The sequence below is a fragment of the Kocuria sp. HMSC066H03 genome (genome assembly GCF_001812045.1).
Classification (GTDB): Bacteria; Actinomycetota; Actinomycetes; order Actinomycetales; family Micrococcaceae; genus Kocuria; species Kocuria rhizophila.
In genome coordinates this window covers 80,432-93,105 of the sequence record NZ_KV807504.1, presented here as the reverse complement: position 1 = coordinate 93,105, position 12,674 = coordinate 80,432, and the positions used below count along the sequence as shown (strand labels likewise).

12 protein-coding genes are annotated in these 12,674 nt (G+C 68.2%); 5 read left to right on the top strand and 7 right to left on the bottom strand.

What is annotated here, in order from left to right; all coding sequences use genetic code 11:
- Positions 1 to 549: 549 nt before the first annotated feature.
- From HMPREF2833_RS02020 to HMPREF2833_RS02005, 5 genes are all read right to left on the bottom strand, one after another.
- Positions 550 to 1,311 carry a tyrosine-type recombinase/integrase gene (locus HMPREF2833_RS02020; RefSeq protein WP_246829061.1) on the bottom strand — a complete coding sequence of 254 codons (762 nt, stop codon included), beginning with the start codon at positions 1,309 to 1,311 and terminating at the stop codon, positions 550 to 552.
- Positions 1,281 to 1,502 carry a hypothetical protein gene (locus HMPREF2833_RS12630; RefSeq protein ID WP_246829060.1) on the bottom strand — a complete coding sequence of 74 codons (222 nt, stop codon included), beginning with the start codon at positions 1,500 to 1,502 and terminating at the stop codon, positions 1,281 to 1,283. The genes HMPREF2833_RS02020 and HMPREF2833_RS12630 overlap by 31 nt, the downstream gene beginning before the upstream one ends.
- A gap of 185 nt (positions 1,503 to 1,687) precedes the next feature.
- The gene (locus tag HMPREF2833_RS02015) at positions 1,688 to 2,956 is read right to left on the bottom strand and encodes an MFS transporter (protein ID WP_070636547.1); all 1,269 of its coding nucleotides are present in this window, start codon (positions 2,954 to 2,956) and stop codon (positions 1,688 to 1,690) included.
- Positions 2,953 to 4,608 (bottom strand): ABC-F family ATP-binding cassette domain-containing protein, encoded by a 1,656-nt coding sequence (locus HMPREF2833_RS02010; protein ID WP_070636546.1) that lies wholly within the window; start codon positions 4,606 to 4,608, stop codon positions 2,953 to 2,955. The genes HMPREF2833_RS02015 and HMPREF2833_RS02010 overlap by 4 nt, the downstream gene beginning before the upstream one ends.
- Before the next feature lie 926 nt (positions 4,609 to 5,534).
- A complete protein-coding gene (locus HMPREF2833_RS02005; protein WP_070636545.1) occupies positions 5,535 to 6,302 on the bottom strand; it encodes a hypothetical protein in 768 nt (255 codons plus the stop codon).
- A 233-nt stretch (positions 6,303 to 6,535) separates the two neighbouring features.
- Here HMPREF2833_RS02005 and HMPREF2833_RS02000 point away from each other — a divergent pair, with 233 nt between their 5' ends.
- The 3 genes from HMPREF2833_RS02000 to HMPREF2833_RS01990 all read left to right on the top strand — a co-directional run bounded on the left by HMPREF2833_RS02000 (position 6,536) and on the right by HMPREF2833_RS01990 (position 9,324).
- Positions 6,536 to 7,009, top strand: a complete 474-nt coding sequence (locus HMPREF2833_RS02000; RefSeq protein WP_070636544.1) for a hypothetical protein — start codon at positions 6,536 to 6,538, stop codon at positions 7,007 to 7,009.
- A gap of 32 nt (positions 7,010 to 7,041) precedes the next feature.
- A complete protein-coding gene (locus tag HMPREF2833_RS01995) occupies positions 7,042 to 8,190 on the top strand; it encodes a MalY/PatB family protein (RefSeq protein ID WP_070636543.1) in 1,149 nt (382 codons plus the stop codon).
- 135 nt (positions 8,191 to 8,325) lie between these two features.
- A complete protein-coding gene (locus HMPREF2833_RS01990; RefSeq protein WP_070636542.1) occupies positions 8,326 to 9,324 on the top strand; it encodes a CobW family GTP-binding protein in 999 nt (332 codons plus the stop codon).
- Between the two features lie 117 nt (positions 9,325 to 9,441).
- Here the strand turns inward: HMPREF2833_RS01990 and HMPREF2833_RS01985 are convergent, their stop codons facing one another.
- Entirely contained in the window at positions 9,442 to 10,131 is a 690-nt protein-coding gene (locus HMPREF2833_RS01985) for a potassium channel family protein (protein WP_019311007.1), read from the bottom strand.
- A gap of 93 nt (positions 10,132 to 10,224) precedes the next feature.
- On the bottom strand, positions 10,225 to 11,583 hold the full coding sequence (locus tag HMPREF2833_RS01980; RefSeq protein WP_070636580.1) for a TrkH family potassium uptake protein: 1,359 nt from the start codon (positions 11,581 to 11,583) through the stop codon (positions 10,225 to 10,227).
- A gap of 227 nt (positions 11,584 to 11,810) precedes the next feature.
- On the opposite strand from HMPREF2833_RS01980, the gene gcvH reads away from it, so the two are divergent.
- A complete protein-coding gene (gene gcvH, locus HMPREF2833_RS01975; RefSeq protein WP_019311009.1) occupies positions 11,811 to 12,197 on the top strand; it encodes a glycine cleavage system protein GcvH in 387 nt (128 codons plus the stop codon).
- A 32-nt stretch (positions 12,198 to 12,229) separates the two neighbouring features.
- Positions 12,230 to 12,673: an FHA domain-containing protein gene (locus tag HMPREF2833_RS01970; protein WP_019311010.1), complete on the top strand. Its 444-nt coding sequence runs from the start codon at positions 12,230 to 12,232 to the stop codon at positions 12,671 to 12,673.
- Position 12,674: the final 1 nt, after the last annotated feature.

Here is a 12,674-nt window from a genome sequence, read left to right as displayed (position 1 = left end):
GGGGGGGGGGGGGGGGGGGGGCAACTAGCAGTACCCGGTGTTCGACCCGCAACACCTCTCGGGCGACGCCATCGAAATATGGTTGCGCCTGCGGCGCGCACCTTATGGAGACCGGAGTTCGCTTGGGACACTTCCATAAACCCCACATATGCCATTACTGAAGGTGCGACCGTCCACAAAGAACCGGGACCAAACCGGGACCAGAGCCATGAAATCCATGCAACCCATGACATGAAATGACGCGGTTTGACGGGCAGAGATGCCCGGAAAATCAACGAATCGGGTCGAACGGGATACCTGGGGGTCAGGGGGTCGCAGGTTCAAATCCTGTCAGCCCGACGTAAAAGCCCAGGTGAGAGTAGGTTTCTCGCCTGGGCTTCTTCATGTCCGGGGGTCGTTTTCCGTGTTCCCCCTCTGGTCCCCCCCCGGCGCTCTCGCTGGTGGTCGACTGTGGACGAACGGACCGCCCTGCACCTGCTTCCTGTGGATAAGGGGACCAAAAGGGGACCAGAACGCTTCCGGGAGCACTCCCGCGGGGGTGGGAGCGCATCACACGCCCCTGGTCGCGGGGCTGCTGCGCCGGGTGTGCTTGCGTTGTCCGGCGGCGGAGAGGAAGGCGTTGGCCTGCTCAGCGGCGGAGGCGAGGTGGCGGTCGTCGGGGTGCAGGTAGCCGCGGGTGGTCTCCATCGAGGCGTGCCCGAGGATGTCTTGGAGGACGTGCAACGGGATGCCTGCGTCGGCCATCCAGGTCGCCCCGGTGTGGCGCAGGCCGTGCCGGGTGAGGTCAGGCAGCCCGAGCTTCGCCACGACGCCGTCCCAGTTCGTGGCGTTGCGGACGGTCGCAGTGGTGAGGTAGCCGCCCTTCGGACCGACCAGCAACGAGTCCGCGGGCTCCTTGCCGTCGGTGAGGCGTTCGAGCACGGGCCGGAGCGGTTCGAGGATCGGCACGCGTCGCTCTTTGCGGCTCTTGGTCGGCTTCGTGACCAGGCCGCCCTTGCCGGGGAACACCTGTCGGCGGATCATCACGAGGTTCTTGTCGAAGTCGACATCCCCGACCTGCAACCCAGACACCTCTGAGGACCGGGCCGCGAGCAGCGCGGCGAGCATCACGAAGTCGCTGTAGGACTGATGCACCTTCCCGCATGCGCGCGCGAGGCGGTTGAGGGTCTTCATGTCGGGGATCGCGTGCGCCCGCGGGGAGGCGTGTTCGGCGGACTGGCCGCGGAAGGCGTTGCGGTTCAGGCTCCGCTTGGCGCGGTTCTTCGCAGGGTTGATCTGGATCAGCCCGTCCCGCACGGCTTCATCGAGCACCCGGACGAGCGGGGCGATAGTGTTCTTGATGGTCGAGGCACCGTGGCGCTGTTCCCACTCATCGATGGTGCGCTCGATGATGCCGGCGGTGATCTGGTGACCGGCAGATGCCCGAGCGCGGGCAGCACCCGCAGCTTCAGCCCGTAGCCGTAGGTCTCGCCGGTGGAGGTGACGAACTCCAGCAGCGTCATGGACACGTCCATGCCCTTGGTCGAGGAGCCGCGGACCCAGAGCGGACGATGACAACCTTGATGCAGTCATACGCCACCGGACCGATCGGACGATGCTCGGTCCGGGTCAAGGCCGTGATGGATGAGCGCAGGCCTTGTTCGTCTGCCTCGAATCCCAACATGTTCTTGACCCGGACAGTCGCGTCTCAGCGTTCGTCCAGTGAGCGTTTCATCTCGCTTTCGCGCATCCGCCCCGCCAGCAGAGCGATCAGCGCAAGGGCGGGTGGCGCGATGCCGGCAATGACGAAGATCACGGGGATGGGCACGAGCAGTGAGAGCGGGCCTGCGATGGCGATCGAGACCGGCATGAAGGCGATCGAGACGAAGAAGTCGAGGCTCGCGACTCGGCCGATCATGTCGAGCGGCACCAGACGTTGCAGCAGGGTTCCCCAGATGACGACACCGGCTCCGGTCGCCGCGCCGACGATGAACAGTGCTGAGAGCATCAGAATCAGGTTGTCGGCGACGCCGATGACCGCAAGGGGGAGGGTTCCGCCGCCCCAGCAAGCGATCATGAATGTGAGGTAGCGGCGCGGGAGTTTCAGCGATGACACAACGAGTGAGCCGATCGCCCCGCCGATGCCGAATGCGGCAAGGAGGAAACCGAACGTCGATTCGGCGTCCTCGAACCTGTCGCGGGTGATGAACGGCAGCAGCACTTCGATCGGTCCCTGGATGATGAGGGCGAGAGAGGAGCCGAAGATCAGAGTCCAGAGCAACCAGCGAGTGCGAGCCACATAGTTGACGCCTGCTCGAAGGTCGCCCCACACACTCGTGCGCTGCTCCGGAGAAGTGACCGTGGTCAGTTCGTCGCGCCGACTGAGGAACAGAGTGAGGATGAACGCGATCGCGTACGACGCTGCGACGATCATGGCCCCGATGGCGGGAAAGAACGTGCCGACGACGATTCCGCCGAGGGCGGGCCCGAGGCCTTGCCCCATCGAGGGTCGGAGAGCGCCTTCGAGCCCGTTCGCGGCGAGGAGCTGCTCAGACGGAAGCACCTGGGGCAGATACGCGCTGTAGGCGGGGTAGAAGAACGCGCTTCCTGCGCCCATCGCGAAGGAGGCGGCGCCGACGTGCCACAGTTCGATCGTCTCGGTGAGGGACAGGACTGCCACCACGGTCATCACAGCCGCGGTGCATCCCTGCACGGTGATGATGATGCGTCGTTTGGAGAACCGATCGGCGACAACGCCACCCAGGATCGAGAAGGCGAACAGGCCCAAGCTCATCCCTGTTGCGACCGCTGAGAGCGCGAGCGGGCTGTCATCGAGCGCGAGGACTTGGAAGACCATCACGATGGTCCACATCCCGGTGCCGAAGACCTCGATGCCGACTGCGGCGAACAGGAGCCGATAATCCCGCGAAGCCAGTGGCCGCAGGGCACGTATCCGGTTGAGGTTCTTCTCGCTCATACCAGCGCCTCGCCTTCGACCATCGAAGTCAGTTCGAGGCTCGGCCATTCGTCAACGTCACGGAGCAGCTGCCGGTCGTGCGTTGACAGGACGACCGCCGCTGCGGTCGCTCCGAGCGCGTCGGTGAGTTCGTCAACGAGCGCGATTGAAAGGTGGTTGGTGGGTTCGTCCAGGAGCAGCACATGCGGGCGCATCGCGAGCACGAGTGCCAGATCGAGCCGGCGCTGTTGCCCCATCGAGAGCTCGCCCACTCGTTTGCCCGCCTCGCGCGGGCGCAGGAGACCAAGCTGGGAGAGGCCGATCGCATCCGATTCCTGCAAGGTGCCTTCGGACACGAGCGCGCCGACGTGCGTGGCGTACACCTCGCTCGCTCTCCGATCGGGCGGCAGGGTCGTCTCCTGATGGAGAAAGCCGAGGCGCGTGCTCCGAGGCATCCGAACCGCTCCGGTGTCCGGCGATAGCTCACCACCGACCACGCTCAGCAGTGTGGACTTCCCAGCACCGTTCGGGCCGGTCACAACGAGACGGCCGCGGTGGGAGAGTGAGAACGACACTGGCTGGCTCAGCCGCCCGGCGACGCTGACGTGATCGACGCTGAGGAGAACCGCGCCGGTTCTTGTGGGGAGTTCGGGGAACCGGAAGAGCTGAGGCGGTTCCGGCACGGTGACGGCGTGGGCTTCGAGTGCTTCCTGGCGTCGGTGCACGTTCTGCACAAGCCCGCCGGCCCGGGTGGCGCGCCCATGCTTGTTGGTGCCCTTCTCTGGTCTCCACCCCGAGACGAGTCGGTTCTGCGCGGCGCTGAGACTGTCCTGTAGCCGAGCATGCTCGGCCTGCTGGCGGTCATAGTCCTGTTCCCAGCGTTCCCGCTCGGCCAGACGTCCCTCCCGGTAGCCGGCATAGCCGTTCCCGTACACGCGCGGCCGATCGTCCGGCGTCGGGTCCAGGTCGACGATGGTCTCCGCGATGTCGGACAGCAGCGCGCGATCGTGGCTGACGACGACAACACCCCCGCTCCGCGCTCGGAGCTGCGCGGTCAGGAACTCGAGCCCGCTTCGGTCGAGGTGGTTGGTGGGCTCATCAAGCAGGAGGAAGTCGTGATCGGCGCCCAGGAGGCACGCCAGCCGTACCCGATAACGCTGTCCCACCGAGAGGTCTGCGAGAAGCCTGGTCGAGTCCGTCTCCGCGTCGAGTGCTTCGAGCGCGATCTGCACGCGCCGTTCGGCATCCCACGCATCGAGCGCTTCGGCATGTTCCAACGCGGCCGTGTACTGCTCCTCCGCCCGGTCCGTGTTGTCCGCGAGAGCGAGAGCGGCCGCGTCGAGCGCCGCCAACGCGGCCAGTGGTTCGGCGATCGCCTCTGCGACCGCTTGCCCAACAGTTCGACTGTCAGCGGCGGTCATCTCTTGCTCGGCCACAGCGATCGTGCCAATGCGCTGGACTGTTCCGCTGTCCGGGACCAGGACGCCAGCGAGTACCTGCAGGAGGGTCGATTTCCCTCGCCCGTTCTCTCCCACGATCGCGACACGCGATGAGGAAGTGAGGGTGAGGTCGACATGATGGAGGACGGGTGTGGCTCCGCGCATCAAAGACACGTCGGAAGTGATGAGTTGCGCGCGATGGCGCGCCGGATGACGGTTCGTCGGGGTAAGCATTGAAGTCCTTCGAGACGACGCACCACCAGCCACGGACAGGCAGATAGGTACGCAAATGACGGCGACCCAGAAGGGTCAGAACGAGCGGCCGCCGCAGTCTCGGATTTCTCAACGAGCGCGGTAGGCCTGCTCAACCGTCACAGGAAGTACAAATGCATGGACTCGATTCTACCGCATGACACCGCCGGCTGGCGACTCTGCCTCGCTGCCGACCTCCTCCGCGACACCGGCGCGACGGTCGCCGATCAAGTCGACTCCTCCAACGCGTTCGTCCTCAGTACCGCCTTCGCTCGACAGTTCGGTCACCGGGCTCCGAACACCGACGCCTCCACAAGCGGTATCGATTTTGAGAACGTCAGCGAGAGCGACCTGCGAAGCATCAACTTGCTCGGTGCGATGCTCTATCACGGGGTCAACACCGAGGCAGGCGTGGTGATGCGGATGAGTTCAGGTCCGAGAACGGCAGCTAACTCGCTCGGGGCGGAGTTCGCACAGGGTCACGAACCAGGCTCCCTTCGTCCGTCAGAGGCGCGTGATTTCCTATCGCAACTGTCTGACGCTGATTGGGGTCGGCACGTTCCGCGCGGGTCAGACCTCGCCGGTTCTGACCTGAGGGACCTGTGGCAAGTGCTCTCAGGCAGCACCGGCGATCCCGGCGCTCGGTCTGCGGTTCGCACCGCGGAGCAACCTCGTCCAGGATCTTCGTGATTGATGAGGGGGACCAGAAGGGGACCAGAATCATGCAAACCATGCATCTCGTGAAGTGCTCTGCATGATCTGACGCCCGGAATCACGCGGAATTCGGTCCGGCCGAAGTCCTCTGGACGCCTGGGGGTCAAGGGGTCGCAGGTTCAAATCCTGTCATCCCGACCAATCACCCCGGTAGGACGGTCGTCCTACCGGGGTTTTTCGTGCCTGCCGGCCCCTCACGTGTCCTTCGTGAGCCGCACCCACCCGTCGGACAGTGCAGCGCGCAGTCCCGCCGTGCGCGACACCGGCGCCAGCGCATGGGACAGGCACGCTACGGCGTCGTACCCCTCGTGGTCCACGCCCGGCAGCACGTGGAGGTGGGTGTCGAAACCCGCCGCGCGGTACGCCGCCACGCCTTCCTCCGCAGCTCCCAGTGCGCTCCACTCGGGCGGATTGGTGGCGCCGTCCACGTCCAGCTCACCCACCCACCAGTGCATGGCGGTGGAGCCGATGCAGGGGCGGGCCTTCTTCTTGCGGGCCACCGGCGCGTCGGCCCCGCCGCCCCCGATGATGACGGCCCCGCCGCGGGCCATGCCCTCGATGCCGCGGTCGAGCAGCTCGTAGGTGATGAACTCCGCGCCGCCGCTGTAGCCGATCAGCCAGAGGGTCGAGGAGTCCACGTCCGGGTGCCGCGCCACGAGGTGTTTGTGCAGCGCGCGGAAGAACTTGCCGTTGCCCTTGCAGTCCTCCCACCACGTGTACCCGTCCCCGCGGCCGTCCGTGTCCGGGGTGTTCATGGCCACGAGCATCAGGTTCCGGGCCTGCGCCGCCACGGCGAGCCGGGCGAGGTCCCCTTCCTCCGGCCAGTTGATGGAGGTGTCCTCCAGGTCCCAGTAGTCGCCGTCGAAGTAGTACAGGAACCCCGCCGTGCCCGTGCGCCACACGTGGTACCAGGACCGCATGCCGTTGGGCGCGGTGAAGTCGATGAATGTCTCCGGTGTCATGATCCCCCCAGATCGTGAAGCCTCGGTGCCGCGGCCACGTCCCCCGCGCGGCGTCGCCCCCAGTATGACGCAGCGCCCTGGACAGCGGTGCGAGTAGCGTCGGCGCACGACGCCGAGGGGCCGCCCTCCCGGGGGCCGCAGCGGCGTCGTGCGCGGGACCCGCACCCGCCCGGGGGTGGTCCGGCCGCGGTGCCCCGTGCTTGGCTGGAAGCACACCGAGGAAGGGAAGCACCATGAGCAGCGTCATCACCACCTACCTGCAGGACCACCACGCGGGATCGGCCGCAGGAGTGGACGCGTTCCGCCGCGTGGCCGAGTTCCACGGGGACGCCGAGGTGCGGGAGGCGGTGGGTCGCATGGCCGAGGAGATCGCGCAGGACCAGGTCGCCCTGGAACAGGTCATGGCCTCGGTGGGGGTCCAGCCGGCGGCGCTCAAGGACCTTCCCGCGCGCGCGGCCGAGAGGCTCGCGCGGCTCAAGCCGAACGAACGGATCAGCAGGCGCTCGCCGCTGTCCGACATCGAGGAGCTGGAGGCTCTCGTGGCCGCCGTCCACGCGAAGCGGCTAGGGTGGCGAATGCTCCTGGAGGCTCCGGACAACAGGCTGGACCGTGATCTGCTGCGGCGGCTGTGCGAGCGCGCCGAGGAGCAGGAGAAGACGCTGGACCTGTTGCGGCTGGGGCAGGCCCACAAGCTCACCAGCTCGTGACGTCCCCGCCGCGCACCGTTCGAAGGGACCCCATGACCACCGCCGACCAGATGCCCTCCCTGCGCCGACGCACGAGCACCAAGTGGCGCAGCTACCCCGAGGACGTCCTGCCCATGTTCATCGCGGAGATGGACTTTCCCACGCCGCCCCCGGTCAAGGCCGCGCTGGAGGCAGCGATCGAGAACAACGACACGGGATACGCGGCCACGGCGGACCGCGGTGCGGCGCAGGCGTACGCGGACTTCGCGGCCGCACGCTGGGGCTGGCGGCCGGATCCCGAGCGCATCATGTACACCACGGACGTCACCGTGGTGATCGTGGAGGCGCTGCGCCGGCTCATCCGTCCCGGCGAGGGCGTGGTCCTCACCCCGCCGGTGTACGCCCCGTTCTACCACCTGGTCGCGGAGGCGGGGGGCCGCCCGGTGGAGGTCCCGTTGCGGGACGACGGCGCCGCGTACCGTCTGGACCTGCCCGGCATCGACGCCGCGCTGGCCGCGGGCGCCCGCGCGGTGCTGCTGTGCAACCCCCACAACCCGCTGGGCCTGGTCCACGCCCGCGAGGAGCTGGCGGAGCTCGCCGAGATCGTGGAGCGGCACGGCGCCCACGTGGTGAGCGACGAGATCCACGCACCGCTCACGCACCGCGGCGCCACCTTCACCCCGTACCTGTCCGTGTCCGACGCCGCCCGTCGGCACGGTGTCGCGGCGGCCTCCGGGAGCAAGGCCTTCAACCTCGCGGGGCTCAAGGCCGCCATGTTCGTGGTGGACTCCGAGCCCATGGCCCAGTGGCTGGCCACGGTGCCCGACGCCGTGTCCTACCGGACGGGGATCATGGGCCTGCTGGCCACGCAGGAGGGCTTCCGGCACGCCACGGACTGGTTGGACGCGACCATCGAGGTGATCGAGAGCAACATCGCGCTGCTCGAGCGCCAGCTCGCGGACAAGCTGCCGCAGGTCCGGTTCCGCCGGGGCAGCGCCACGTACCTGGCCTGGCTCGACATGCGGGACCTGGGCTGGGGGGACGACCCTGCCGAGCACGCGGCGGAGCACGCCAAGGTGGCGCTGTCATCAGGCCCCACGTTCGGTGCCGGGGGAGCGGGTTTCGCGCGCATGAACCTGGCGTGCTCCCCGGACACGATCGTGGAGGCGGTGGACCGGCTCAGCTCGGCCGCGCGCGGATGACGTCTTGCGTACTGCGGCTCGGCCGGGGCACACTGCTGGCCCCGTGAACAGAACACCGTCGGTCCGTGGTGGCGGTGGCCTGCGGTGCCCGCGGCGCAACGCCCCCACGTCATCGCACCGCGTGGAAGGAGCCCCGTGACCCGTACCGTCCCCGTGCTGATCCTCACCGGCTACCTGGGCGCCGGCAAGACCACCGTGCTCAACCACGTCCTGGCCACGGGCGGGGGCCGTGTGGGAGTGGTGATCAACGACTTCGGGGACGTGAACGTGGACGCCGGTCTCGTGGCGGGCCACGTGGCGGAACCCCTGTCGATCGCGGGCGGCTGCCTGTGCTGCCTGCAGGACCCCGCGCAGCTGGACGACGCACTGCGCACCCTGTCCCGCCCGGCACTGGACCTCGACGCCATCGTCATCGAGGGCTCGGGGATCGCGGAACCGCCCGCGCTGCTCCAGCTCGTGCTGGGCAGCACCGTGGACTCCGTCCGCTTCGGCGGTCTCGTGGAGGTCGTCGACGCCGCCCACGTGCCCCACGCCGAGCAGCGCGGCTGGGACCTCGCGCAGCACGTCAAGGCCGCCGCGCTCGTGCTGCTCACCAAGACCGACGTGGCGGAGCCCCACGAGTCCGCGCGCGTGCGCGAGCGGATCGCGCAGGCCAATCCCCACGCCATGGTGCTCGACGCACCGTGGGGAGCCGTGGACCCCCGACTGTTCTTCGACGCCGCGGAGCGTGCCGTGCCCGAGGGCGGCCAGCTCCCGCTGTGGGAGCTCGGCACCGCCGGCGGGCACGCGCACCACGTCCACCACCGCGCCGCGAGCCTGGACGTGCCCGCCACGGTGGACCCGGCGGCGCTCGCGGACCTGCTGGAGGATCCCCCGGACGAGGTCTACCGCGTCAAGGCCGTGGTGGACGTGGCCACGGTCCGCGGAGCCCGCCGCTACGTGGCGCACTCCGTGGCAGGGTTCGTCACGGTCGAGCGGGCACCGCGGCCGGCGGGCGCGGCGCCACACTCGGTGGTCGTGGCCATCGGCCCGGAGAACGATGCCGCCGTGCCCGTGGATCTCACGGGTATCGTCAACCGGTCCCCAGCTCCGGCCGCCGCACGCGAGCTGCTCCGCCTCACCCGGTTCCTGTGAGACCCGCAGTCCTGCCGCGCACGGTCCTGGGAGACCTGCGGCGATGCCCGGGCCCGGTGCGGCAGGTTCATCGCCGCCTCAGGGGCGGACGGATCCGAACGTCGGGGGAGTGGCCGGTCAGGTGAGGTTGGAGAAGTGCTCCACCTTCCGGGTGGGCCCCGTCACCAGGATCTGGTCGTCGTCGTAGAGCATGGTCCCGGCCTCGATGGGCTCCCACTGCCCGCCCGGGCGGCACACGGCCACGACCGAGACCCCCAGCCGCTGCCTCACGTTCAGCAGGTCCATGGGGCGCTGCTGGATGGGTTCCGGCGGGGTGCAGCGGACCAGCGCGTGGCCGTCGTCGATCGGCACGAAGTCCAGGATCCGGTGCTGCACCAGGTGCGCTGCCCGGGTGCCCATGTCGCTCTCGGGGTTGACCACGTTCTGCACGCCCAGCTGCGTGAGGATCTCGGCGTGCGGCTCGGTGAGGGCCTTGGCCCAGATGCCGGGGCACCCGAACTTCACGAGCCGGGACGCGGTGAGGATGCTCGCCTCGATGTTGGAGCCGATGCCCACCACCACGCGCTCGAACTCGTCCACGGACAGCTCGCGCAGCACGTCCTCGTCCGTGGCGTCCGCGCGCACCACCGAGGTCAGCTTGCCGTTGAAGCGCTGCACGGTGGCCTGGTCGTGGTCGATGCCCAGCACGTCGGTCTCGTTGCGCATGAGCTCCAGGGCGAGGGCACCCCCGAACCGACCCAGCCCGATCACGGCCACGGCGTCGGACATGCCTCGACGGGAGATGTCGGAGAGTTGGGAACCGAACATGGGACTTCCTTCCGGGGTGGGGCGTCCTGCGGCGGCGGGATGCCGGGAAAGCGCTGCGCGGCGTCGTGCCGGATCAGCGCGGGAGCGTGTGGATCAGCCGATGAGCGGCCGTTCCTTGGGCAGGCCGAACGAGGGCGGACGTCGACCGTAGGCGATCGCGGCGGCCACGGTGACCGGACCCAGCCGGCCCATGACCATCAGGGCGATCAGCACGCACTGGGCAAAGGGCTCCAGTGCGGGCGTGATCCCGGTGCTCAGACCCACCGTGGAGAACGCGGAGACCACCTCGAACAGCACCCGGTCCAGTCCCAGGGACTGGTCCGTGAGCATGAGCAGCATGGACCCTCCGATGACGGCTCCGGCGGCCAGCACCACCACCGTGATCGCCTCGCGCTGCACGGAGCGGGAGAGCTGCTTGCCGAGCACCGGCACGGCGGCACCGCCCCGGATCTCCGTGAGCGCGATGAAGAACAGCACGCCGAACGTGGTGACCTTGAGCCCGCCGGCGGTGCCCGCAGGGCCACCGCCGATGAACATGAGGATGTCCATGCCGAGCCACGACACGGGGTGCATCTGGGAGATGTCGATGCTGTTGAACCCCGCCGTGCGGCAGATCGTGGACTGGAAGAACGCGTTGAGCACCTTGACGGCGGGGGACTGCGACCCGAGGGTGGCCGGGTTGCTCCACTCGAGCACCAGGATGAACACGGTGCCGCTGAGGAGCAGCAGCGGGGTGGCGAACAGCACCAGGCGGGTGTTCATGCTCCACCGGTGCGGAATCCTGATGTGCCGCCGCAGCTCGGCGAGGACCGGGAAACCCAGGCCGCCCAGGATCACGCACGAGGACAGGGTGAGCAGCACCACGGCGTCGCCCGAGAAGTCCATCACGTTGAGCGTGTAGAGCGCGAAACCGGCGTTGTTGAACGCTGACACCGCGTGGAAGACCCCGTGCCACAGTGCGGTGCCCACGGAGTAGTCGTAGTGCAGCAGGAACCGCAGGAACAGGATGGTGGCCGCGGTGCCCTCGATGACCAGGGTGGTCCCCACGATGCGTGCGACCACGAGGCGCGCTCCGCCACCGGACTTGGTCTCCGCGCTGGTCAGCAGCCGGGCGGAGAGACCGAGCCGACGGGACAGCAGGATTCCCAGCATGGTGGTGAACGTCATGACGCCGAGACCGCCCACCTGGATGAGACAAATGATCACCACCTGGCCGAACGGGGTCCAGTACGTGGCGGTGTCCACGGTGATCAGCCCCGTGACGCACAGCGCCGAGGTGGCGGTGAAGGCCGCCGTGATCACGTCCGTGCTGCCCGGGGCCACCGTGGCCAGCGGCAGCATGAGCAGACCCGTTCCCGTGAGCAGCGCCAGCAGGAACGCGGAGAGAATCAGACGCGCGGAACGCCCCGGGGTCAGCTCGTGGACGTGCAGGGGGTCCCGGCGGGACCTCATCGTGGGGACGGTCCGGCGGATCCGGGAGCCGTGGGTGTGGACGCGGATCGCCGCCTGGCGAAAAGCCTCGGTGATGGGCACCGGGCCAAAATACCCCGGTGGCGGCCCCCGGACACCCATTCGTGGCGCTGCGCACGGAGCGTGTTGGGCGAGGGCGACACGGTTGCACTGCACACGCACGCGTGTGATGTGCGCTACTGCCGCGTATGTGCCCTAAACTGACCGGCATGACCAACATTCCCGCGGAACTCGCGTACACGGCAGAGCACGAGTGGGTCCAGGACCTCAACGACGACAGCACCTTCAAGGTGGGCATCACCGACCACGCCCAGAGTGAGCTGGGTGAGGTCGTCTTCGTCCAGCTGCCGGAGGTCGGGGACTCCGTCACGGCGGGGGACGTGGTGGGGGAGATCGAGTCCACCAAGTCCGTGAGCGACCTCTTCGCTCCCGTCAGCGGTGAGATCGTCTCCGTCAACGACGAGCTCTCGGACACCCCGGGGCTGCTCAACGACGCACCCTACGAGGCCGGCTGGCTCTTCACGGTGCGGGTGGAGTCCCAGGACGCCACGGCCGACCTGCTGGACGCGCAGGCCTACCAGCAGCTGCTGGACTAGACTCGAACTTCCACGTGAGCTGAGGGGAACCCATGCCTAATCAAGAGAACTCGGGCGCGCAGTCGGGCCCGGAGACCACGTCCATCCAGATCGTCGCGGACGTGCTCTCCACCGCCGCGCACCACAAACTCACCGAGGGTGAGCAGAACGCCGTGGCCTCGCTTCCCCCGGGGTCTGCTCTGCTGCTCGAGACCAACGGTGGGCTGACGGGTGCGCGCTTCCTGCTGGACCGGGACGAGGTCGTGGCCGGACGCCACCCCGCGTGCTCCGTGTTCCTGGACGACGTCACCGTCTCCCGGCGGCACGCGGAGTTCATCCGCCGCAACAACACCTTCGAGATCGTGGACCAGGCCTCGCTCAACGGCACGTACGTCAACAGCGACCGCGTGAACACCAAGGTGCTCGAGAACGGTGACGAGGTGCAGATCGGCAAGTTCCGCTTCACGTTCTACCACTCCGTGCAGAACGGGTCCTGAC

Coding starts and splice junctions, on each gene's coding strand:
- HMPREF2833_RS02015 (WP_070636547.1), bottom strand. CDS start 2,956: ATGAGCGAGAAGAACCTCAACCGGATACGTGCCCTGCGGCCACTGGCT.
- HMPREF2833_RS02000 (WP_070636544.1), top strand. CDS start 6,536: ATGAGCAGCGTCATCACCACCTACCTGCAGGACCACCACGCGGGATCG.
- HMPREF2833_RS01970 (WP_019311010.1), top strand. CDS start 12,230: ATGCCTAATCAAGAGAACTCGGGCGCGCAGTCGGGCCCGGAGACCACG.
- HMPREF2833_RS01995 (WP_070636543.1), top strand. CDS start 7,042: ATGACCACCGCCGACCAGATGCCCTCCCTGCGCCGACGCACGAGCACC.
- gcvH (WP_019311009.1), top strand. CDS start 11,811: ATGACCAACATTCCCGCGGAACTCGCGTACACGGCAGAGCACGAGTGG.
- HMPREF2833_RS12630 (WP_246829060.1), bottom strand. CDS start 1,502: ATGACGCTGCTGGAGTTCGTCACCTCCACCGGCGAGACCTACGGCTAC.
- HMPREF2833_RS01985 (WP_019311007.1), bottom strand. CDS start 10,131: ATGTTCGGTTCCCAACTCTCCGACATCTCCCGTCGAGGCATGTCCGAC.
- HMPREF2833_RS02005 (WP_070636545.1), bottom strand. CDS start 6,302: ATGACACCGGAGACATTCATCGACTTCACCGCGCCCAACGGCATGCGG.
- HMPREF2833_RS02010 (WP_070636546.1), bottom strand. CDS start 4,608: ATGCTTACCCCGACGAACCGTCATCCGGCGCGCCATCGCGCGCAACTC.
- HMPREF2833_RS01980 (WP_070636580.1), bottom strand. CDS start 11,583: ATGAGGTCCCGCCGGGACCCCCTGCACGTCCACGAGCTGACCCCGGGG.